At 58.4% G+C, this 23,925-nt stretch carries 8 protein-coding genes and 1 pseudogene; 3 read left to right on the top strand and 6 right to left on the bottom strand.

Translation table 11 applies throughout. The annotated features are described in order from the left end of the window. Nucleotides 1–6: 6 nt before the first annotated feature. Nucleotides 7–1,941, top strand: coding sequence for a TerD family protein (locus RHP72_RS19475; protein ID WP_161121786.1), 1,935 nt, complete (start codon nt 7–9; stop codon nt 1,939–1,941). Between the two features lies 1 nt (nt 1,942). Here RHP72_RS19475 and RHP72_RS19470 read toward each other — a convergent pair. Both RHP72_RS19470 and RHP72_RS19465 read right to left on the bottom strand, forming a co-directional pair. Then, a pseudogene (locus tag RHP72_RS19470) lies at nt 1,943–2,706 on the bottom strand (3'-5' exonuclease); the annotation flags it as partial. Nucleotides 2,707–2,754: 48 nt separating this feature from the next. Further along, complete coding sequence (locus RHP72_RS19465; protein ID WP_172436608.1) at nt 2,755–5,526, bottom strand: ATP-binding protein; 2,772 nt, start codon at nt 5,524–5,526, stop codon at nt 2,755–2,757. A 636-nt stretch (nt 5,527–6,162) separates the two neighbouring features. Here RHP72_RS19465 and RHP72_RS19460 point away from each other — a divergent pair. Next, nucleotides 6,163–7,098, top strand: a complete 936-nt coding sequence (locus RHP72_RS19460) for an HNH endonuclease (protein WP_283377528.1) — start codon at nt 6,163–6,165, stop codon at nt 7,096–7,098. Nucleotides 7,099–7,183: 85 nt separating this feature from the next. Further along, nucleotides 7,184–8,116, top strand: a complete 933-nt coding sequence (locus tag RHP72_RS19455; protein WP_311093713.1) for a hypothetical protein — start codon at nt 7,184–7,186, stop codon at nt 8,114–8,116. A 692-nt stretch (nt 8,117–8,808) separates the two neighbouring features. On the opposite strand, the gene RHP72_RS19450 is transcribed toward RHP72_RS19455, so the two are convergent. The 4 genes from RHP72_RS19450 to RHP72_RS19435 are packed head-to-tail and all read right to left on the bottom strand — an operon-like array spanning nt 8,809 to nt 23,925. Continuing rightward, nucleotides 8,809–11,052, bottom strand: coding sequence for a 3'-5' exonuclease (locus RHP72_RS19450; RefSeq protein WP_161121789.1), 2,244 nt, complete (start codon nt 11,050–11,052; stop codon nt 8,809–8,811). Next, entirely contained in the window at nt 11,053–17,424 is a 6,372-nt protein-coding gene (locus tag RHP72_RS19445) for a DEAD/DEAH box helicase (RefSeq protein ID WP_311093711.1), read from the bottom strand. It lies immediately after the preceding gene. A gap of 49 nt (nt 17,425–17,473) precedes the next feature. Beyond that, nucleotides 17,474–19,312 (bottom strand): DUF262 domain-containing protein, encoded by a 1,839-nt coding sequence (locus RHP72_RS19440; RefSeq protein ID WP_161121847.1) that lies wholly within the window; start codon nt 19,310–19,312, stop codon nt 17,474–17,476. After that, complete coding sequence (locus tag RHP72_RS19435; RefSeq protein ID WP_283377526.1) at nt 19,309–23,925, bottom strand: Eco57I restriction-modification methylase domain-containing protein; 4,617 nt, start codon at nt 23,923–23,925, stop codon at nt 19,309–19,311. Before RHP72_RS19435 ends, RHP72_RS19440 begins: the two co-directional genes overlap by 4 nt.

Below are 23,925 nucleotides of genomic sequence, written 5' to 3'. Positions count from 1 at the left end.
ATTTCGATGACTAGTGCGTTGAGCCACGCCGAGACGCTTTGTCTGCCTGCGGACCACCGCTGGGTCGTTCTCGATGTCGAGACGTCAGGAATGCGGTCGGCGTCGCATCGTGTGCTCAGCATCGCCGCATTAGTCCTGCGTGAGGATGGATCGGTAGAGCGCCAGTTCTCGACGCTGCTCAATCCGGGATGCGATCCGGGGCCCGTCCACGTTCACAACCTCACTCCCGACCGCTTGGCCGGTGCGCCGCGTTTCGAAGACGTCGCCGAGGAATTCGGTGAGTTGCTCTCGGGCCGGACCATGGTGGCTCACAACGCGTCATTCGACTACGGCTTCTTGGACGCAGAGTTTCAGCGAGCTGGCTTCGGAACTCCGATCGAAAAACGCCTCTGTACATTGGCACTGTCGCGCCGTCTGGAACTCGACGTGCCCAACCACAGGCTCGGAACGTTGGCCGAGTACTGGAAGATCGAGCAACTCAACGCACATGACGCGTACGACGATGCCCGCGTGCTTGTCGAGATCTTCGGGCGGAGTGCATCCCTGGCAGATTCTCTGCAGCTCCCGCTCCCTGTAGTCAGTTGCAAGGATCGCCGCGTCGCAGTTTATCCTGATCAGATCAAGCGGGTGCCGTCGTCGTTCACCAATCCTGGACGCCTGAATATGGCGTACGGCTTGGTTCAGGGTATGAAGGTCGTGATTAGCGGGTCGACGCAAACTCCTCGAATCAAATTGGCCGCTCGCCTCACGGAGGCTGGACTCGATGTCATGAATTCGGTGAGCCGCCAGACCAGCGTTGTGGTGTGCGACAACGCGGCATCGCAGAGCAGCAAGGTGCGTAAGGCCGGTGCAGACGGGATTCCCGTTATCTCGGAGCAGCAACTCGAAGAGTTGTTGGTACGTGCACTCCCTGGTGAGCTCAAGAACGGTGGCACCGTCGTCATCGATCCGGTTGAAGTGCCAGTATTCCCTGCGGCACCGGAAGTCGTTCTCGTTCCGGAGATCGTCGAGCCTGAGCGTGCAGTCGCTCTGGTTCCGGAGATCGTCGTGCCGGCACAATCGCGCCCCGCTGAGCCGAACTCCGTTGCACGTCCCGCGATGATTGCAGCCGCATCGCCTCTCGCGAATCGGAAGGCGAAGGCGTGGCAGGGTCGTCGCGTGCTCATTCTTGGTGGCAATCACCTCGACGGTGTGATCATGCGGTCGCGCATTCTCCAATTGGGTGCCAGGCCGTCTCTCAACCTGACAACCGCTGTCACCGAGGTCTTGGTGTTGGAGGGCGCAGAGTCTGACAAACGAATGGCACGGGTCATCGAACGAGGGCTTCCGCAGATCAAGGAATCCGATGTCAACGAGTCCCTGGTTTCGGGCGCTGTTCCGGCACACATGAAGCTCGAATCACGCTTGTCTGCACCGATTTTGATGCGGGGCGAGGTTGTTGATCTCCCTGTAGCTCAGCCGACGTGGTCGATCAATGTTGCTTGGCGGGCCGAGAATGTCGGCGACGAATTCGACGTTGACGTAGTTGCCTTCCTCTTGGACGGCGCGAACAAGGTTGATTCCGATCAGGATTTTGTCTTCTACAACAACACCGTGGATGAGGACGGCGCAGTGGAGCTTTCCGTCGACGGGGACAGCGAGCAGAGTATTCGTGCAGATCTCGACTCTCTGCCTGCCGAATGCAAGCGTGTTGTAATCGCGGCTGCAGTGGACGGTGAACGGACCTTCGGCGATTTGGGTGCCGTATCGGTCTGCGTTGATGGTCCCGACGGAACATTTGCCACATTTGTGCTCGATCTTGGAACTGTCGAACGAACCATGGTGCTCGCCGAGATCTACCGCCGCGGCGACGTCTGGCGTCTCCGGGCAGTAGGCCAGGGACACAACCACGACCTCGGCGTCATGGCAGTCGATTACGGCGTCGAGGTGGACGAGGACTGACCTAGATCTTGCCTAGCAGTTCAGATCTCTGGCCGCTCCACGTGACGATTAATTCGTCGCGGGCGCGGCTTGCGGCGACGTAGAGCAGTGAGCGTTCCCGCAGAAGAGCTTCCTCACGATCTTCGGGTGTTGCAGCCTTCGACGATGCCGCAGACGGGATGTTGGCGTCATCGACACTGGCGAGCACGACGCGGGAAAACTCCATACCCTTCGAGCGGTGCATAGTCAGGACCTGCACGTATCCAGGAGTTGGGGATTGCTGTCCAAGGCCCGTGTCTCCACGCTTCGCTCTTCCAACGCGTCGACGAATCGAAGTCGGTCATCATGGCTGCGAGTGAGAACTGCGATCGTCTCGGGAACGATTCCGTCTTCGATCCATTCGTAGACGTGCTGCGCCACCTGGTCGAGCTCGTCGCTCTGATTAGTGCATTCGACCATCTTCGGTATCGGTCCGCTGCGTGCCGAGCGATATTCCGCGGTTGATTCGGTGCCAGTTTCGAGGTCCTTGTACTCGGCTCCAGCCAGGATGCCGACGGCAAAATTGAGGTTTTGTGCGGTGGTCCGGTAACCGAGTGTGAGTCGGCGTGCGCGACCGACGATCTTGACGCCGAGTCGCGATAGGGCCACAGGACGTCCGTAGATCCTCTGGTGAGAATCCTCCGTAATGAAAAGATCATTGGGCCTTTCATTGACCAACGCGCGCAGCAGGGCCCAATGAGTGGCGTGCAAATCTTTTGCCTCGTCGACAATGACGTGCTCGGCCAGTCACGGCTTGTCGGCCACTCGGGATAAACGCAGTGACTGATGATCAGATCATGCGGCCCCGGTTCGGTCCAACTCCCGGGCAAGAACGTCGAATCGCGCGTGCTGAGACCACGCCGCGCGGTCCCCGATTACATACAGTCGCAGCTTCGCCCGGCTGACAGCCACATTGAGCAGATTGGGCTTCGACGACGCCCATCGTTTCGCGCCGGCCTTTGACGGGTCTCCACCCAAGACGAGAAAGACTATATCGGCCTCTTTGCCTTGCGCGGTGTGGACTGTTCCGGCCTTGATGCCCGGGTATTTCTCTGGGAGGTTGGTGAGTCTGCGTGCTACATCACGGAAGGGGCTGATAACGATCACTTCGCTCATCGGTTGGCCTTCAGCGACCAATGACTCTAGGCACCGCAGTAGAAGTATGTACTCCGCCTGCACGAAATGCCCTACTGCGGGACCCGTGACGTCGAGCCATTGAGAAGGCCGAAGAGGGTCCTGAGGCTTGGGGTTTCCACCGTGAACCATCGTTCCGGCATAGGCGATCTCGTTCACGACAGTGAACATAGGATCCTTACATCGCCTGTGTACTCGCAGTGGTGCGCCCACCCAGATCGGCCCGTCAGAACTGTTGAGGGTTGTTCCCCATCGGTTCAGGCGGTCTGCGATCGATTGCGCCGAAGCATGTGCAGGTAACCATGTTTCACTCGCGCCGAACTCCTGACGAACGGCCTGCTGAGCGCGAAACGGGATCGTGACCACGGGTTCGAGTTGCAAAGGATCACCAACTATGACGGTCCGCTGTGATCGCCAGATCGCGCCGACGGGATTCTGCGGCGTCGACTGCCCGGCTTCGTCGATGAGTAGCCAACCGAGACTTGCCGCGTCGAGTCCGCGGAATACCCGGTCGAACGACGCGAACGTTGTGGAGACCAGCGGCACCAGAAAGAACAAGGCACGCCAGGCGTCGGCAACAATATCTGGAGCGAGGTCCTTGGGCGCGGAACCTCCCACGACGTCCATGGCGCCATGAAGGCTCTGCCTCATCTGCTTCGGTACGTGGCCGAGGAACTCGCGATGCAACTCGAGTGCGGCGACGAACAACTGCGATCGAAGTTCGTTGACTTCTTGATCGGCCCATAATGCTGATTTCTCGCGGCGCTGCGGGTCCTCGAGAAGTTCTGGGTTCGGCACTGCGTCGCCCCATCGAGTGCGGTACTCCGCCATAGTGAGGTTGAGATGTGCGATGTGCGTGGTGAGTGAGTGCAGTTCCGCGGCAACGATATAGTTGTCATTTTGGGTGCCGACCAATGTCGCGGAGGCTGCTTGGTGGTCGGTCCAGGCCTGTGTGTAGGCATGTTCGTATCGACCTAGATGCGCGGTGAGTTGGCTCAGTTGAGTCAGCCACTGGCGGTGCTGGGCACGGGCGGTCTTACCGAGGCGTTGCCACCACTGCCCGCGCCGTTCGGCATGGCGGCGCAACTCTTCCTCGAAGTGTTGACGGCCGTTGAGTTCACGGCGAAGAATTTCGGCGCATTCCTGTTCGGCGGCAGCCGCCGTAGCGAGACGAGTGTTTTCGATGTCGAGCCGGCGAACAGTATTTGGGAGCTGTTTTTCCAACGTGATGAGGTCATTCCACGTCGAGTAGGCCCGGTCACGTTCATGCATGGCTTTAGTGACATTGTCGTGAACCTTCTTGAACGCGTTGGTCGCATCAAGCCATGGCCGCTCGGGTCCGCGAATCTCGAGCTCTTTCAACATGGACTGAAGTCCGAGTCGCGTGTGATCGTCGGCGGATTTTATCTTTTTGTCGAACCAGAGTGTGTCGACGAAGCGAGTACGGTTCGACTTCTTTCCGAGTCGCGCAGCCAACAGCGCCCACGCAGTCTGGGGTTCTGCTTGCGGACCTGGCGCGTTGTCGACGTTCAGTAAGTCGGTTGCGATCTCTGCGAAGTAGTCAGCATCGTCAGTGCATGCAGCGAGCTTTCCGACCAAAGGTATTTCGTTGCTGATATTCTCGACGGCACCGTTGTTCGAGGAAGCGACGACGATCTCGAATCCGTGAAATGCACTGTTCCATCGTTGGACAGTTCGCGGGTAGTCGCCGGAGTTCCAGCGATGTGGCGAGTTCGAGACAAAGGCGTCGCGGGGGTGGATGAGGGCTGCGATTCGTTGCGCGCGCTCAACAACGATTCCAGCGACCAGATCCTTGAGGAGAGTTGTTTTGCCTGTTCCAGGCGGGCCGTTCACCGCGAATATCCCCGCAGAGCTGTTTAATTCGCCCATAATCGCATTCACTGCAAACTGCTGACTCAGCGCGAGTGGTTGGTCCAACGGACTAGGCCACCGACCTGGCGGGGTTGCGGCGGGTCTGCAACCGTTGAGCGTTGCGCTGACGTTCGTACGAAGGTCGACTCGTTGCGTGTGGTTGATCGCAGCGTCCTCGGTGAGATACTGCGTGAGACCTTGGCCAGTGTTGCCAGTATTCATGTGCTCGACAACATGTGCGAGGTCGTTGGCGATAAAGCTGTTCAGGAAGTCGCCTTGTCCTTCGTCAGCGGGCGTTGCAACTTCACGTGATGCAATTCGGATTGTGTTGACGTTGATGCCGAGGCTTTCGGCTCCGAGTAACGCTGCACAACGCACTCTCAGCACTTCAAGGGTGTCGTGGTCGAAAGGTAGTTGATCGTCGACGAATTCCGTGTGGCTGAGAACATCAGCGACGGCGAGATTGAACTTTTCTGCCATTTGGTCGAATCCATCGAGCCAACCGCGGCATTTCGGGCCCGGGTTGAATGCGCGGCCGGCAGCCCATGCAAGACTGGACATCACACCGGATTCTGTTACATAGCAACCTTGTTCATCCACGACTATTGCGGCGAGTGCACACTCGCCACTCGGTCGCGGATCGAAATTCTCGGCACCAGGGTCGAGGATCCCGTCCAATGACTTCCAAACATCGTCGATCCGATATATGCCGAGGTAGATCGTGTGTCGGCGAGTGAAACCTTTTCGTGTTGGGGGCGCGTGCAGTCGATGGCCGCATTCCCACGGCAGGGGGCGGTCGTCTCGGATGAGTTCTACCGGAAAATTGGGTTCGGTGGGATCTGGTTTGGGTACCGATTGAGGACTGAATAACTCGACAGCTCTCCAGAATCGCACGACGTCAATCGCCCTATAGTCATCTCGAATCATCCCCAGCCCCCGAAATCTTGTCCTGTATCCGCGGGTGCAACCTACGCGTCGGTCGAGTACACCCCCGGGGCAACCGTACCCGCCGCAAATTTGATTGGACGCGACAGCTGGTCGTCGAATGCGCTATCAGTGCGCGATGTGCAGATCCTGGCACGCCTCGCCGACATATGGACTGCCGTTCGCCGGCGTGGTGCCAGGGATCGAGTCCGTTGCCTCGGATAACGTGAACATCACTGCGTGTGGCCAACACGTGGGGGAGAGGACGCTTAGTTGACTGACATTGTGAGTATTGCGCACGGTGCTGAGGATTTTGATACGCGGCTTCGGCGAGAAGCAATGCAGTTCCTCACAGTACGAACCAACGACGGACTCGACTCGATTAGCAAGCAGGAACTGCTGGACTTCACCATCGACGGTGAGATGTTCAGATTAATGGATCCTCAGCGAGGTATCCGCAAGCCACGTCAGCTCTCGTCAGCTCTTTCGATCAGTACAGTTTATCGCCGCCAAGGTGCCGATCGGCCGTATGAGGATGCAGTCGGAGCCGATGGCTTTCTCCGCTACAAGTGGAGTGGTGTGGATCCGGATCACCAGGACAATCGTGGGCTGCGCGCGGCGATGGAGCAGAAGGTGCCGTTGATCTGGTTCTTCGGTGTCGGGCCGGGCCAGTTTCAGCCGATATTTCCCGTGTACCTCGTTGATGAGGAGGTAGGTCTCCATCAGTTTGTTGTCGCTACCGAATTTGCTCGTGATCTCCATGTGACGGATTCTCCGATCGAGTCCCACTTGCGACGCCACTTGATTTCCGAAACGAAGAGACGTCTGCACCAGCCGGTATTTCGGGCGACGGTGATGCGAGCCTACGAAACTCGATGTGCTGTTTGCGCTTTGGGGCACAGTTCGTTGCTCGATGCAGCGCATATCGTCCCTGACTCAGATGAGGCCGGCGTTGCCTCGGTTCGAAATGGATTGGCAATGTGCAAGATTCACCATGCGGCCTTCGACGTGCACATTCTTGGAATCAGTCCCGATCTTGTAGTTGAGATCAGGCAGGATCTTCTCGAAGAGATCGATGGTCCGATGCTCGAACATGGACTCAAGGAACGGCACCGTCAGAAACTGATGGTGATACCAGCCCTACGAGCTGAGCGGCCTGATCCGGAGCTGCTCGCGTTGAGCTACAAGAAGTTTCAGTCGGCTGGCTAACAGTGGTCCTCGTGTAACAGCAGGACCTGGCGAGACGATTTGTAGTTTGTCAAACCGGTTTAGGGTCCGCGGAAGGATCAGTTCCATGGAAGCACGCGCATCAAGGACGTTCGTTGTGCTCTGGGACGGGAGCGATGGGGGCTACGACCCCGACGAGTTCGCCGAACACGTTCGGCTTACTGCCCAAGGATATACGGCGCCGATACGGTGGAGTTTCGGTCAGGGTCACGGCGATCCGGAGCCTGGTGATCAAATCTTCCTTCACAAGACCGGTATTAGAAATGGGATAATCGCCAGTGGCCAGATACTTTCCAGTGGTGTGGAATTCCACCCGCATTGGTCAGAACCCGGAAAAATGGCACCCTACATCACCGCGGAATGGGAGGTGTTGATCGATCCGTCTGATCGACTTCCGTACGACCAGATGAAAAGCACCCTTACTGATTTCAAGTTCCCGGTTCAGAGTTCGGGACGGAAAGTCTACAGCCCATCGGACCAGATGCTTGATTCGATGTGGAAGGACCATGTTGGGAAGCTGGCCCTGCGCGACGGAAATCCCTGGCTGGGTGGAAGTGTCACTCGTGCGGGTGGGCGACATTCCGGTCCATGTGCACTCGAAAGGCATAGGGTTGGGTCATACGACCTCACAGGCTTTGCGTCGACGACGGCGGTGAAGGTCGAGTCGGAACTGGTCAGCAGGTTTGCGGACTATCTAACTGCTCTGAACCACAAAGTGCAAGGCTACCGAATTCTGCCAGAGGGCACTACCCGTCCACTCTTCGTAGATATTCACGACGTCTCGAATAATCACTTGTACGAGGCGAAAGCGTCAGCGTCGCGCGAGGCGGTACGAATGGCGTTGGGGCAGTTACTTGATTATCGGAGAGGCTTTGACCTTCGTCCTGAAGTGTCGGTTCTGCTTCCTGAGCGACCTGTCGAAGATTTGTTGAAACTACTGGCGGAGAACGATGTTGGATGCACCTACGAGAAATCGGTTGGGGTATTTGAGACTGCCTAGCTCAAGGTGAGCGGACGAATTTTCGTGTCGTTTGTAGAGTGGTTGCTAGGCCGCGAGTCGATTGGATTGACGCACGAGCTTCGGTTACACGTCGTCGAGTGCCACATTGATTTGCGGTTCGGGCTGTAGCGCGATCCCGGAATAGCCCGACATTCGGCTACTTAGGATCTGAAGTTCTGCAAGGAGATACGGATACAACTCTCGGATCGCCCGAATGCAAGACTCCAGTCGCTCGTCGTCTGTCGCGCGACGACACAGAGTCGTCTACCTCAACGGTATCTGAATTGGGGGCGCCGAGCTAACCGGTAGGAGCAAGAACGCCGTCGTTAACAAGCCCGAACCAGGATGGTCGCCATTCGGGATCAACCGGGTCGTGATGCTCGAAGAGTAGCTTGCTCGGATCAACATGCCGCAGAGTGAGGTCTGACAAATTCGGGGCGTCACCGTCAATGGGCGTCGTGCCGTCGACGCCGATCTCACCCAGCCATAGCAGAGCACCTGACGAGGTAAACCCCGATAGATGTCTCTGCACACGGGACAGCGATAGCTGTCCCAACTCGATTCGGGATGTTCCCTGTTGTCGCAGGGGCCGGGCCGGGGCAGTTTAGCCGTGACGTCAGCTCGTCGAGGGTACTGTCCGTACCTGGCGTCGTGTCCCTTCCACCTGTTCGGATTGCGACTGTACAGATGGGCTACGACATGGAAGTGGTGCCGAGAAGTTCCGAACGCTTGCCGCTCCACGTCACGACAAGTTCATCTCGAGCTCGACTGGCGGCGACATAGAGAAGGGACCGCTCACGCAGGAGTGCTTCTGCTTGTTCTTCCTCCGGCACGGTCCGGAGCGTTGCTGCCGAAGGAACATGAGTGTCGTCGATACCGGCGAGCAGAACACGCGAGAATTCCATGCCCTTGGACCGGTGCATAGTCAGAACCTGAACATGGCCGATCGTGGCTGGGTTGTCTTCGAGAGCTCGGGCATCAACGCCACGCTCGCCGAGTGCGCGAACAAACTGAGTCCTGTCAGTTTTGCCTCGGGTGAGGATCGCGATCGTCGATGGATCGACATCGTCGTCGAGCCAGCTTCGCACCTTCTCGGCAACCTTGTCGAGTTCATCAGGTACAGAGTCGCATTCGAGTAGTTCAGGGTTGGGGCCGAGACGTGCGGATCGGTAGTCCTCGGTGGATTCGTTGCCCTGTTCCAAGTCTTTGTAGTCGGCACCGGACAGGATACTCACGGCGAAGTGCAGGTTCTGTGCAGTGGTCCGGTAGTTCAAGGTTAGTCTGCGTGATCGGCCGATGATCTTGATTCCGAAGCGAGACAACACGACTGGTTGCCCGTAGATCCTCTGATGTGAGTCTTCGGCGATGAACAGGTCGTTGGGACCTTCTTCGACAAGCGCACGCAACACTGCCCAGTGAGTTGCATGGAGGTCCTGGGCTTCGTCGACGATGACATGGTCTGCCAGATATCCCTTACCTTGTTCACCTCGCGATCGGAGATGCTCGGCGGCTAGCGCCAGGATTTCGGGGAAACTGAGGCTGCCATCCATTCGGCTGTAACGGCGGTATGCCTCTACCAACTTCCACACTGCAATTCGCTGTGGCCTGCTCAGGCGTACACCTCGTCCCGGCCGGGCAACTTTTGCATACTGTTCGAGGGTTGTCACGCGGTTGGCGAGAACCACTGCCACATACTCATTTTCGAGGAATGTTGGCGTTGCGAGCTTGGGATCGAGTCCACTCGCGACCGATTGCACCACCTCGCGCCATGCCTTATCGGAATTGGTTCGGTTGTTGGTGACCTCGACGCTGCGAGAACCGAGAACAGACTCGCAGGCATCCGAGATAGCACCTGACTGGCTCAATACGGCATTGCCCAGCTTGTCGATGCCCGCGACATACACGCCGGGGTCACCCGGCTTTTTGGCGATTACTACATCGGGATCGAGCGCACGCAGGTCTGCTTCGAGTCCCATCGCAAGAGTCTTGTTGTAGGTAGTCAGGATGATTTGTGCGTCCGGATTGCGCTTGGAGAGGTGACGCGCGCGATGGATCGCGACCACGGTCTTGCCGGTACCCGCTCCGCCAGAGAGCCGGAAGGCGCCGTTGTGGTCCTTTTCTGCGTACGTGCGCTGTTCCGGATGCAGGAAGGTTCGCCATGCGGCGAAGTCGCCACCTTCGATGACGCGTCGCAATTCCTCGTTGTCGTCGATGAAGGTGAACTGCATCTTCGACGCAGGGTGTTCCAGCGCCACCAGAATTTGCTCGTCTTCATCGAGCGTGCGATCGATGGGAGTTTCAGTGAATCCGTGCTTTTCCCGGATGGTATCGATGCTGGTGCCCACAGCAAGCTCGAGAAGGGCACTGCCTTGCCAACCGATCACGTCGGCAGCGATGGCCGTAATGGCATGGTCGTCTGCGGCCGTGAGTGCAAGGGTGGCAAGTTCGGGGTCGAGGCCGAGCTTCTCGGTCAAATCGTCGAACGTGAATCCAAGGGCAAGGAGGAATGGCTTCACTTCCTCGGCGACGAGTTTCCCGATATGCCCGCTGGGATCATGGACCACGGACCGCTTCTTGCGGTCGGCGTTGCCGTCGAGTTCACCGATGATGCCCTCGAGTGCGCCGTTGATCGGGTTGACGCGCAGTGTCGACCGTTCAGCAAGTGAGTTGGCCTCGTCGTGTGGCCAGGTGCCCATGTAGATGTAGGTGGTGTCGCCGAGCTTGCTGTCGACGCGGAACATGATGGCGCGGAATTGCAGATCGACGCGGCCGGTCCGAACTCGGGAGTCGACGGCGCCCTTGATCGGTTCGATGTGGAGGCCCGGGGTCGTGTCGTCGGCTCGGACCTTCTCGAAGAAGTCGTACACCTTGTGTTTGATCGACCCGTCGAGCTTGGGCATCGCCTTGGTGTTGGTCGCCAATACCAGATTTGCCACTTACAGCACCCCGTTCGTCTTCAATGCGTTCACAATTTGTGTTGCGTCCGGTGGGCACATGGTCCACCCCTGTTGGTTCATCGTATTGGCAGCCTCGGAATCCGGGTCGAGAACTACGCCGACTCGGGCGGCGCTCCAAGCAAGGTCGAGGACCTCGCCATCGTCGGTCTCGAATCCGAGGACAGGCACTGGCAGCTCGATTCCGGTCGCCGCCAATGCCAGAACGAGTGTTTTTTCCGCGTCAGAAATGGTCTCGTCGAACAACGACTGCCATTGCGGCGTCAGTTGCGCACTGGTTGCGGATGGTGCGGCTGTGGGTGCTGAGGTATCAGCGGTGAGCAAGCTGTGGGTCGTGACGCGGTGGTGGGAACTGATGCCCAACCAATTGGACAGTCGGACCCATTCTTTCCAGGCCCTCCCGTCAAGAATCTCGAGCATCTCGTCTCGGTCGTCCACTGCGAGAACTGCGTTGCTGGTGCGAGTTCCTGGTCGCATTGCCGCAACGACGGTCAGCGAACCGTCGGTGAAGGACCAGCACATGTCGGTTCCCGGTGACGAGAACGGTTGCTGACCGTTCAGCTCAGCCAAGGCGTTCTCGGCTACGGATTCGGCATCTGCTTTGGCACGATTGTTGTTGCGCACGAACATGAGCGGAAGCGAACGACTCATCGATTCCCATGCGTCGACATCCGGGTCGGTGATGAACGCCAGTAATTGCGTCACGGGGTCAGCTGTCAGCAACTTGAGGAGTGCGGGGCGTAAGTTACCCGCTTTCATGGTGTTTGACGCGGCACCTTCCGTGTACCAGGACGGCGTCACTGTCTCGTTGTTCTTGAAACGTTGCAGATCCTCGTGACCGAAAGACCATACGAGATGGCCGGTGGCTCGCAGAGTGGCGCGTTTGGTGGCGTCGTCGGCAACTCGATTGCAGCCAGGCATAGCGTGGAACCTGCGGCCGTCCACAAAGAGTGCAATTCGAGGGATCTCGGAATCGTTTGTGCTGAGCTCGAAATCAGGTTTGGATGTTGCCATCAATACCTGCGGGGTCAGCTTCCACGTACGGATCTTCGTTCCTGGCATGATGATGGTTGCAGAAGGACCGTACGTCCCGGGCTTTTCCCGGACGCTGGCACCCATCGCTCGGAGGCGTTCGACGAAAGCGACGTAGAACTCTTTCTCCAGGTGTGATTCCTCGCTGCCAACTCGTTCAGCCGGTGCCTCTTCGGTAACAGCCGCCAACCATGGCTCAAGGGTGGGTACAGATCCGTCTGAAGTGCCCAGGAGTAGGTCGAGCACCTTGGCTGCTGTCTTGCGGGACACCTTGTCCAACTCATGTGGGGGAGCAAACGGCAGCAAGCACATGTGACATGCGAGACGATCTTCTGCGGCGCAGCTGCATTCATGCACCAGCTTCCTAGCTGCCGCCAATACTGCCCAGACCTTTGCAGGGTCGGCAAACTCAGCGAGATACCCGGTGCCACCAGGAACAGTGTCGTGAATAAGCAGCGCGCGTTGATCAGGAGCATGTAGGGCGTCGGTGATGGTGGCGACGTCGAGGTGTTCGGGTGAGCCGCCGATCACCTGCCGCAGGCCCAACAGGATTGCTGCGCTCAGGCTCGGATGCGCAAACGAGTCGTATTCGAGCGAAGCGGGTAGGTGCAGGAGCACTCCCTGGGTTCGCAAAGTCCGTGCCAGCGCGATTTCACGGACGCTCTCGAGAGTGGAGTTGCGGTGACGGCACCAGCTGCGATGCTCATATCTGTTGTTGCGGCCGGCAGTGCGGTCGAGCTGACCGCACGAGGAACACACTCGGAACAGCCCAGTGGCAGTTTCCTGTCCTGCGATTGTCCGCTTACTTCCCTGAGATGTGCGTCGGCCCATGTTAATCCAGCGAATATCCATGCGGCGCAGATATTCCGCGCCGAAATCGCGACCTTCAACAAACCAGGACCGACCGACGTTGACGGGATCGATGTCCGCAGCGGTGACTACAGTGAACGATTCCTTGTGCCGCTCATCGCGACCATCGTTGATGGATGCCTCGTCGCGACGGATTTCAGCAGATACCCGTGCCATCTCCACGACCTGAAGCTGCTGGCTGACGTCGGTGATGGCGCTGTTCTGGCATCGTGGGCACGCAGTCAGGGTCGGTGCTTCTTCGCCTGCATGGGTGATCCCGGCCCAGCCGCACTGTGGGCACAGTCGCCAGGTATGGATGTTGGACTCGCCGGCGCCGAGGTCGACGGCGTCGATCTTCGCGGCGAGACCTTGTGCGTAGAACGTGGAGCCGGGAGCCAGCTCAGTGAGTGCAACTCGGGAGCCGCGCTGATAGCTGGTGGCATCGCCCATGTATTTGTTGGTTTCAGGGTCGATCCAAGTGATACCTACGTCGAGCACTACGGAGTCATCGAGCAACGTGTAGTTGGGTAGAACGCCGTAGCGTTCGAGTGCGCTGATCCAATACACCGAATTGAGCTCGACCAGTTGCTTGCCCAGAAGTTTGATTGATCCGTAGGCAGTTCGTAAGTCTCGCTGGTCATCGTCGGTTGATGCAGGTGCGGCCGCCCGACGCTCGAACTCGGGTAGTTCCTCCTCGATGGTGGCGCGGCGGGTTGTCAGTTCCACCAGATCGCGATTCCAGCGATGAACGGCTTCCCTCAGGTCGGCCACCAATTTGCTGGGATTACCGTCGCCGGGTGTAGTCGCCCACTGGCGCAGTGCATTTACGGTGACGTCGTCGAGTTCATCGTCGAACTGCGTGAGAAATCCGTCGAGAAGAACTTCTGACTGCACATCGGCGGAATCGAGAAGTGTTGCCATCCAACTTCCCTCGTCGAAACTGCCGAGGGCGGCGCGTGCGTCTCGCGGTGCGATGGTGTTGGGATCGCGTGCCAGACGATCAACAATGTGGGCGACATACTGGCGTTGCAGGATCTCTTCGGCGGTGAGGAACGTGGCAGGTGGTCGCACGTCGCCCTGGATGACCGAAGTGGGATCGAACAGTTTGGGAAGGTGTTCACCGCGACCTCTGACAAACGCGAGAACCAGGGAGTTTCCGGTCAGGCGCCCCGCTCGGCCGACACGCTGAAGGTACGAAGTGACTGTACGGGGCAGCGATCCGAGCATGACTGTGGAGAGGTCGCCGATGTCGATACCCATTTCCAGAGTCGGTGTCGCGACCAGGACGTTTGGTGCTTGAGGGTCAGCGCCGCCGCGCTTGAACGCGGTCTCGTAGCTCAGACGGGTTTCGGTAGGGAGCAGTGAGGTGTGCTCGCGAGCAACGACGCGCTTCATCTCGGAAGAGTCGTAGAGCTTGCGGTAGAAGTTCTGCAGCTTCTTTGCTCGTCCGAGCGTTCCGGGGCAGCGGACCAAAAGGCACGGCGCACCGTCGAGCTGGTCGATGACAGTCAAGCTGCCAGGCGTGGGAGTTTGGCAAACCCCACACACCAGCAGATGCTTCTCACTCTCGAGATCATCAAGGCTGGGAGCGCTCACCTGCACTGTGGCAGGGGGCAAACCGTAGGCAGTAGGACCAGTCTCGGTGAGGACAGCGGCGAGTACGCGCTGTTCGGCGAGTACCGAGAACAGTGACTTGGCGAGGAAGCCGCCGTCGACGGGGGAGACGTTGAGGCATTGCGACGCCCACCGTGCGTACCAGGAGGATGGCGCGGTGATCGCATCGAATCCTTCGGGGACAGTGCGTGATCCGACGGCCGGAAATGCAGGTGCGGGCCGGCCTTTTGGGAAAGCCGGCATACCGCCCCCCTTGGGGCGAGCTCCCCACACCCAGCGGCGGTTGGCGTCTTTCTCGACGTAGGTGCGCAGCCACGGATGGTGGATGGCGCCTCGGGTTCGGACGCGCTCGACGGTTCCGCGAACCCAGCGGGTGATTGCGGCGGAATCCGGTGCGGTGATGGTCATCTGATGTTCGGTGGCATTCAGTGCTGCAGCGCCGAGTCTGGCGGGACGCTCGACTGATCCTAGATTGACCTCAGCAACGGCGCTGCCGGTTAGCTCGAGGGTTCGACCCAGTCTGGACTGGAGACCGAATTCCAGGTCGATGTCGAACAGTAGGCGCGTGAGCACCTTTTCGGTGGCCTTCTTGCGCGCCTGCGTGGACGAATCGGCCTTCCAGAACGGAGTGAAGTCATCATGATCGACGATGTCGGGTGCCAACAGGTGGTAACGACGAATCGGATCTTCACCTGCTCGGGCGACGACTGCCCGGCAAAGCTCGTCCAGAGCGAGGACGCCGGAACCCGAGCTGTCGGGTTCGTTCAAGGCGCTACGCAGGGTGGAACGGAGGCTCAGCGTGTGGGAGCGAGCCTGGACGAATCCGGCGCGGTGCGCGGCATCCTGCACGCTGTCGGTGAACATGAGTGCCTTCTTTTCATCAGCACTGAGGTTCTTGTCTCCGAACATGTTTGACAGTGTCACCGAGAGTTGGGTAGCTATTGCGCTACCGAGGAATCGAATGCCGTCGGCGGTGCCGCAGGCCGGGCACATGTCCTTCTTCGAGTTCTCTTCGACATCATCGCCGGTGAGTACGAGGACAGGAAGAATCTTTCCTTCGAGTTGTTCAGTCCCGTCAGGATCGGGTGCTACATCAGTGATTTCTCGGTCATCAATGCGGAACCAGCGCAATCCTTCGACCGCCTGGTCCATGGTGGTGGGGTCGAGTAACGCCTCAGCTGGGGCAGAGATCAGGGCGCGGAAGCGCGAGCCACCCGACGCGTGGTCTGCACGAATCGACTCGTCAGTAACATCGAGGGTAGTGCCGGTAGGAGCCAGCCGGGCGCCCCAGCCGGAGCGGCCGCAATGCCGGCAATAGACGGCAGGTAGGTGCATGCCGTCGGCGTCCTCGTGGGCGCCGTCATCGGACCAGCGGTACGACGTCGCGGCAGCGACAGCTCGATCGATTCGCGAAAGTTCCCGAATCCACAGGTGCACATCAACATTCAATCCCGCGCGACCAACCTCTGCTCGCAAGTGAGATAGTGCTGCGAACAAGTAGTCGAGAAACTTTTGCTGATCTGAGTGGGTGTGTCGTGTATCGCCGGCGAGTGCAGCAGTGGGGAACAGTTTTTCGGCGAGGTCAGCAAGGGAGATGGCGTTGACGGCGTGGTCGAGGAGTGAGATCACCAGCGGGTGAGCTTTGAGGAGGTTCAGTTGTTCGATGTCGGTGAGGGCACGGATATCTGCTGCGCCGAGGCGGCGATCGATATCGAGATCATCAGCGCGCTCAAACATTTCGGCCAGAACGGCCGCGGTGATGCCTGCATTACCAGCTGAAGAATCGGCGGCGTCGAAGATACTCTTGACGGCGTCGGTGAGAGCAGGGGCAATTGGTCGGTACAGGCGGTCCAGCGAGGCGTCTCGCTCAGCGAGCCATTCAGCAGCCGTGAGGCGAGTTTCACCGATAACGGCGTCGGCATCGAATCTTTCGCCGAAGACTGTACGTGCGAAGTCGAGCATCGCCGTAGGTTCGGCTTTGGACCCGAGGGTTGCCGAGGTGGCAACGGGTGTGATTCGGCCGAGCGGTCGAGCGCGGTCGTCTTCGGTGACGGGTGAGAAGTCCGTCCAGTGCGCTTTGACTGTGAGCCCGAGACGGCGCAAAAGCATCGCGACGTCAGTCCCCTGAGCGCCGTCATAGGTGTGGAACTCGTCGAGGACGACGTACTGCAGAGACTCTGCGGACAGTCGCCAGATAGTAGCGCGGTCGGGGTGCAGGAGCAGGTGGTCGAGCATCTTGTAATTGGTGAGCAAGATGTCTGGGGGAGAGTCGTGCATCAGTCGACGGTCGGTGATGAGGCCGTCTTCGGAGACTTTGGTGCGTCCGCCAGCGGATTGTTCGCCCGTGTAGAGGCCGGCGGAAATTCCTGACAGCTCAGGATGATTGGTGATGAGCCCTGCGAGACGCTCTGCCTGGTCGTTGGCCAGAGCGTTCATCGGGTAGAGGATGAGCGCCTTCATTCCGGTGATGCCGGACCGTTTGGCGCGCAAAACATGATCGAGGATCGGGTGGAGGAATGCTTCGGTCTTACCGGAGCCGGTGCCCGTCGTGACGAGGGTCGGCTGCGGGCGGGTCTGGAACTTGGAGGAGAGCCGCTCGAATGCGCTGGTCTGGTGTCCGTACGGGGTGAAGTCGTCTGGGCGCCAGTCGAGGTGCATGCCCCAGTTTCCTCGGGCTGGTGCGAAGGGGAGTCGCAGCCGCACATAAGGTCCCTTGAACATTCCCGACGCGGGGTCACCCACGAAGTCGCTCAATGACCCTTGAGCGTCGGGGTCAGTGAGCGCGAATGTGGTTGCGAGGTAGTCGGTGAGGCCCTCGCGCAGGTGCTTGGCTTGGAGGGTGGGAAGTAGGGCTCCCATGGTCGACTTCTCCTCGGTTCGTTCGGGCGGTGAAAGCAGGGCAGACGGTTCAGAGGGCTTTGTGGCCGAGAGCAATCAGGTGATCTGGATTCCAAACGACACCGGCAAGCTGCCGATACAGCTCCCCACGTTCGATGACCGCTTCGGCGTTGAAACTCTCGTACGGCTTGAACGGCAGGCCAGTTCGCTTGACGAAGGCAACGAATCCTGGATTGTTCTCGTAGCATTTGGAATTGAGTGATCGAGCGAGAAGGTTCTGGGCGTAGTAGTGCGGCAGCTTCTCTTCGTACGTTTTGTCACCAAAACTTGCGTTGAACTTCTTATTCAGCAGCAGCAAGTCACCAACTAGGTTTCTGTGATCCGCGAAATCGCTTGGGTGAGCGAACTCGTCTGTATGGCGCTCGGCGTGGTTCGCCCAGATGTGTTCGATCTCGTATTTGACGCGTGCGCCGCCAGTCATCTCCAGGTATGTCGGGCCATTGCCGGACTCGACTTCGAGGTAGTCGGTGAGTCGTGCAAGCACACGGTGAAGGGGCTTGCGATTTTGCTGGTTCAAGCGTAGACGATCCATGCTGTCGAATCGTTCGTCGAGTTCATCGAGCTGTTTGAACAGTTCCTGGCTCAGTTCAGCGATGTCGAGACCTCGAATATTCTTGGTGGCTACAAAGACTCGGTATTGCAAGGTTGAGTGATCAATCGCTTTGTGGTTCCAGATTCGACGAGCCAGGAGGATATCTGCGAATCTGGAGACGATTTCGATCTTTCTCGAGACCACAGCGTCACTGTCGGTCGGGACCAGCGGTGCGAGCAGCATCGGCACCTGCAAGGTAAATCGATGATCCGCGTTGTATCGGACGTGCTCATAGCCGGGAACGAGGCTATCGCTCTTGATGGACGACATGATCGTTCGGTAGGTGCGACTGTAAAACTCGAAGTCGCGCATGATGAATTGCTCGAAGTCATCCGACCGGGCGAGTCCGATACGATCGGTGTTTGCACGTAACCATCGATGGAACTCGGTGCCAATGCGGTCGTAGTCGAGCGGCTCCGCATCTTTGCGCCGCTCGCGGATTGTGTCGGCGTACTGGCTGCGCAGCCACGACTTGAAGAAGTCAGTGTCGGTGTCCTTGCCGATCGCCGCGAGCTCCTGTACCCGCGTCGTCCACAATGTCGTCGGGGTCTTCCGACTTGAAGCGTCGACGCTGGCTAGCAGGTAACCCTTGAGCATGTCGATCGGACGTAGTTGCAGGCCACGGTCGTTCATGGTCTCGAAGATCGTGTAGGCGTCGTCGTCGCTGAATGCGGTGATCTGAACAATCTGTACGCATTCGAGGAGCCAGTCGATGAAATAGGGCAACGCGTTGTCCTGGACCTCGTCAGGCAAAAGCTCTGCAATGTCCTCGAATCGGGCGTGGAGATTCTGAACGGATTCGCTGTCGTCATCAGACGGAGAGAATGGTTTACCTTCGAAAAGTGCTGTCATGCACGAAATCCTGTCTTCAACATCAAGATTGAATGACTTTTTTCCGTACTTCATAGACACGATGAGGTCGTCGATGTTAGGTTCCCGCGCATCACCTTGCAGGCGTCTCAGATACGTGAGAAGGAGTGTGAGAGTAGTCAACCGCTGCTGACCATCGATGATGAATTTCTGTGCACCTCGGTCGCTGATGACAATTGATCCGAGGAAGTAAAAGGGGTAGTGGGCGACCTGTTCCCGGGTGTGCGCCGGATCGTAAGCTTCCAGGAATTTCGAAGTGAGGTCGTCGATGAGCTCCTGGAGCTGCTTCTGTTCCCACTTGTAGTCGCGCTGGTAGTAGTCGATCGAGAACTTATTATCTTTCAGAATTGCGTTGAGAGACAACGCCTCTCCGTCGATTTTCTTCACTTGGCAAGTTCTCCTGGGTTCGACGCTTCGGAATCTTTCAGCAGTGCGATGAAGTGTGTATGAGCCAGTTCCATGTCTCGCTCGCGGTTGACGCCTGTGAACGGTTCCTGATATGTGACTCCGTCGACGGTGAGATCGGCGGGCTTGAGGGCGCCCTTCTTGCGGTACTCGGACGCGAGTTTTGTGGGGAGCTGGCGGCCGGTGACGTCGTAGAGAGCATCGCGCTCGTACTTCTGCAGCACTGGGAACTGAGTACGGTAGATCGTCAATAACTCCGCTGCCGTAATTCCCAGCATGACTGCGACGATTGCGTCAATTTCGATGAGGGCTTGGCGGCGGTCTGCGGCGCGTCGAAGGGGAGTGGCCCACTCCCATTCTGGTCGTATGGCACCTAGTGATTTGCGGCCTGAGTAATCGATGCAGATACCACGGACCCACGAATCCTGTTGCCAGGTTGGGCTGTACAGCTCCTCCCAGAACGGAGCGTACGGGCGGACAATGCAGTTCAGGCGAAGTGTTCGGTGAATGAGTTCGGGTTCAAGAGTATGCCCAATGGGTAGAGGGAGCTGCTTCCAGATCGAAGACTTGACGTGTGCACTTCCGATGACTTTGACCATGAAGTCGGCGATGATTGAATGGCTCACGCCTGCCATTACGGCTAGGGTCCGGTTTTGCATTGGTAGCGTGAATGAATTGACAGCGTGGACATGGGTTGGGCCTGCCGGAATTATTGCGGTCTGTAGTGTGCGAACGGTTGCTATGTCGCACATCTCACGCCAGGCAACGCGGAAGTAGGTCGACGACGGACGTTGATGCCATCTCGTGTACGCGGCCGTATATTCGGCGAATGGCTTTGCGACCTGGTAATTAGTACGGGGGATGAAAGATTCGGGAATAGTCTCAAGGTCGAGCGGAAGGTAGAGGTGACTACGCCCGATTTGGTTATCAGGCTGCTGATGCAGTGGTGTGGCGACTGTCAAATGCGGCCCTTGTAGGATCGCTTCCTCCCACCGCGACGGAATGGCCTGGTTGGATTCGAAGAAGCCCCGCTTCCGGTCGGTCGTCTCATTCCATCCTGTAGTCCACTCGAATCCGACGTCACCCAAGCGTGAAGCCACAGAAATTTTGCCGAGTACGTTGGCGCTAGCCAGGTTTACTGGATACAGCATGCGGGCTTCGTTGGGCGGGGTCCCGGGCTCGTCAATGATGGTAGCCCAAGTTTGGAGGTTGACATCGGTGATCTCCGTGACGCGATGGGCATGTGGTCGTAGGTCCCATACCCCATCTTCGTCGCGTACTCCAGGTTCCGGGCCGGAACTGTCATGGAGGAGTGAACGCTCAACTGTATCCGGGTGATATATCGATGAGGCTTGAAGGAACTGGATCTCGGAAGCCGACCCGTAGATATGTACCCCATACTCACGAGCGTGGCCGATCTCAAAAAGTCGGAGACCGTTTCGGAACTGCCAGTGTCGGCGTAGATGTTGGTAGCTCTCCCTGCGGAGGTTTTTTGCGCGCAGTTCGGAGAAATGGCTTTCTGGATGAATTAGGCCAACTATCCCGCTCGGTGCCATAACACGCCAGGTGTGTTCCATAAAGCAGCGGTATAGGTCTGTGCGGAGTCCGGTCAGCACCGGACGATCCACGCCGGACCCGAGATTCTCAATGACTCCGGTCTGCAGGGCTCGCTCGTCTAAGAGGGTGATAAGTGCACGCGACTGGGCAAGTGTCTCCTCGCGCTTACGGAGTTTGACAGATTCAGAAGGCTTTTCGGCGAGTTGCCACCACGGATCGAACTCAGCCAGTACGCCAGCTTCATCCCAATCTGGCCGCACCCACGGTGGATTACCAACCTGCAGGTCGAAGCCACCCTTCGCGAATACGGGTGCAAAGTCGAGTTCCCAATGAAAGAAGCCCTGAGTGTCGGCGATCTCAGCGGCAAGGGTCAGCCATGGGAACCCGTTGAGCGCATCATCGATTGACTGGGCCTGCGCGAAGGTTCGATCGGTGTCCTCGGCAACGTCGAGTTCCTGCCAGCTCATGTCGCCCGCGAGGCTGGTCTGGCCGTATTTTTCGAACTTCCCGACCTTGGGAGGCACGCCCAATACAGCTTCGAGTCCGCCAACCCACTGATCCCAGTCTGGCGGCTCAGTATCGGTAGTCAGCGGCCAAGACCAGATTGCGCACCACGCGTCCATGACTTGCCGTAGACGTTGGTAGGCGCCATTCGGATTGCTGAGAACATTTTCGATGTCTTCGCGCGTAACTGCTGGCGTGTGGTTGGCGGGTTCCAAACCCCAGAGGTTGATGTCGCGTCGGATCTCCGATTCGGCAATTGTCAAGCGCCGCAATGTGAATTCCCACAACGTCTCGACGCGCTTCGAGAGGGCGGCGAGCCGCTTGGTGATCTCTTTACTTGGCGACTTGCGAATCTCGTTGCGCCACAAACGTAGCTCTTCGCGCTTGTCCGGTGCGTAAGTCTTGGCCTCGGCGGTATCGATCACCGCGCCCCAACCGTCGGATGGCAACAAGAAGTGATGGATGCCTGCACCGATTTCCTCGCCGAGCGGTACGTCCTTGGCGGGAGTCTTCAACCATTGCTTCTTTGTCAGCAGAGTTGGTGCGTAGGCCGATCGCCGGGCTCCGATCAGGGAGTTGCCGCGGCGCAGGTGTAGCCCGAACCACGGGGCTTGCAACCCGGCCACCATGGTGTCGAGCCACAGAGAGATTTCCGCAAGCTCGACGGCAGTGGCGTTGAGGTCCACGCCGTAAACCTGGTGCAAAGCGATGTGCGCCTTCACCTTCTGCAATTCCATCGGATACTTATCAGCGTCGATCAGCTCGCCCAAGTCCTCCTGCTGGCGTTTGAGGTACTCGGCCGCAAGCTGGCGAACTGCCTCGATCGCGAATGCGCCTGAACCAAGGGCCGGCTCGCAGATGGTCAGCTCAAGGATCTGCTCCGGAGCGGTCCAGCTACCATCCTGATCGAGCAATTCCTCCAATGCTTGGGAGACGACAAACTTCGTCAATACTTCCGGTGTGTAGTACGAGGCTGATTGTTGGCGTTCACGACCCGCGAGTCGAAATACGAAGGTGTCCTTGCGGTGTAGAACTGGCTTTTCTTCGCCGGTGGTTTCGTCGATCACCCGGACGAAGTCGGATTCGGAAAGGTGATCGGAGCGGTCGACGGGAACAACCCACGAACCCTTCTCAGGGTCACCGTTCTTTGCGACCTCGTATAGATCTTCCTCAGCGAAGAAGCCGGTGTATGACATCAATCCCTCGTACACCGCGCCAAGTTGGTTGATGCCCAGCTCGGCGTAGCTGATGAAGCCGCGATCACTGCCCTTGCGGTTCTTGGATTCCTTGGACAGCAGCAGGTGCTCGAGTACCCGTTGGGTTACCTCATTGCCGAGGCCGACCTCGTCGATCAGCGATGTCGACTTGGGATCGAACAGGTCTGCACGGAGCGGGTTGAACAACAAGCCCGGCGCAGGATCATCGAGAATGTCTTCTCGCTCAACGGGAGTATGGCCTCGATCGACAAGTCGGAACAGCGTCGCCAGAGATTGGTACAGGTGTGTGCCTGTCCGCGCGTGAGCTGACACCAGCTCGGTGAGCGTCAGCTCACGCAACCGATCCAGGCCGTAACCTTCCTCGTATTCTGCTGCGCCAGTGGGCAGAACCCGCATCTCGGGCGATGCTTCTGCATAGAGAAGAAAGAGAATTCGGTACAGGAATCGCAACGAATGCTTCGCCAGGTCCTGGCCGTTGATGCTCTCTAGGCTCAGGGTTTTCTCTCTGCGTCGGCGCACTACCTCGTTGGCGATGATTTCGATGGAAAGCCTGATGCCTTCACGCAGATCCTTCGACACACCCACCGTGTGCTTGACCGAATCTTCCAGAACGCCAGTCCACCAGAGGTTTCCGTCAGCGTTGGGAACGAGCGCCTGCTTGCCAAAGATGGCTGCGACCCGGTCGATTTCACCGCCACGGGCTTCGTGGCGTCGTTCGGTGACAACCAGCAGATCGACGGCCATGTATCGACCCTCTGCCCAGCGCTCCGCCTCAGCGAGCAGCATCCACTGACCGGCCTGCACCACCACAAATGCAGGTGGGGTATCCGAACGGAATGCTGCGGAGATGGCCTTGGATGCCGATGCGATCGGCTTACCGTCTTCGGTAGCAGGGGTGAGCAGCAATCCGGTTGCCGGATCAAGTAGGTCTTCGATTGAATCCAGGGGAACAGCTTGTAGGAAGAGCGCACTCGCAATGCCGTCGAGTTGTGCATCGGGGATCTCAAGGTCTGATCCTGCGCGCTCGGCAGTGAAGTTCGTCAGGACAGCCGGGTAACCTAAGGCTGTGCGCACCACTGCATGTGCCTTCGGGGCTCCTTCCGGATTCTCGGCCAAACCTGCGAGAGCTACCTGGAGTTCAGCACAGGTGGCTAGCAGTTCGCTGCGGACTGTCGAGCGAGCTTCCTTTGCCTCGGCATCCCAGACCTTGCGTAGCTCCATCACTTTGCCGTGGAAAGACTCTTTCACCGAATCGGTGGTGAAGTAGTGCTCGCTAATCCAGTCTTCGCCGATGACGATGGAATCGAAAGAGGCCAT

Source organism: Rhodococcus sp. SG20037 (genome assembly GCF_031763325.1).
In the GTDB taxonomy this organism is placed as follows: Bacteria; Actinomycetota; Actinomycetes; order Mycobacteriales; family Mycobacteriaceae; genus Rhodococcus_F; species Rhodococcus_F qingshengii.
Note: the sequence above shows the minus strand (reverse complement) of the source record. Positions and strands in the feature narration are given on the sequence as shown.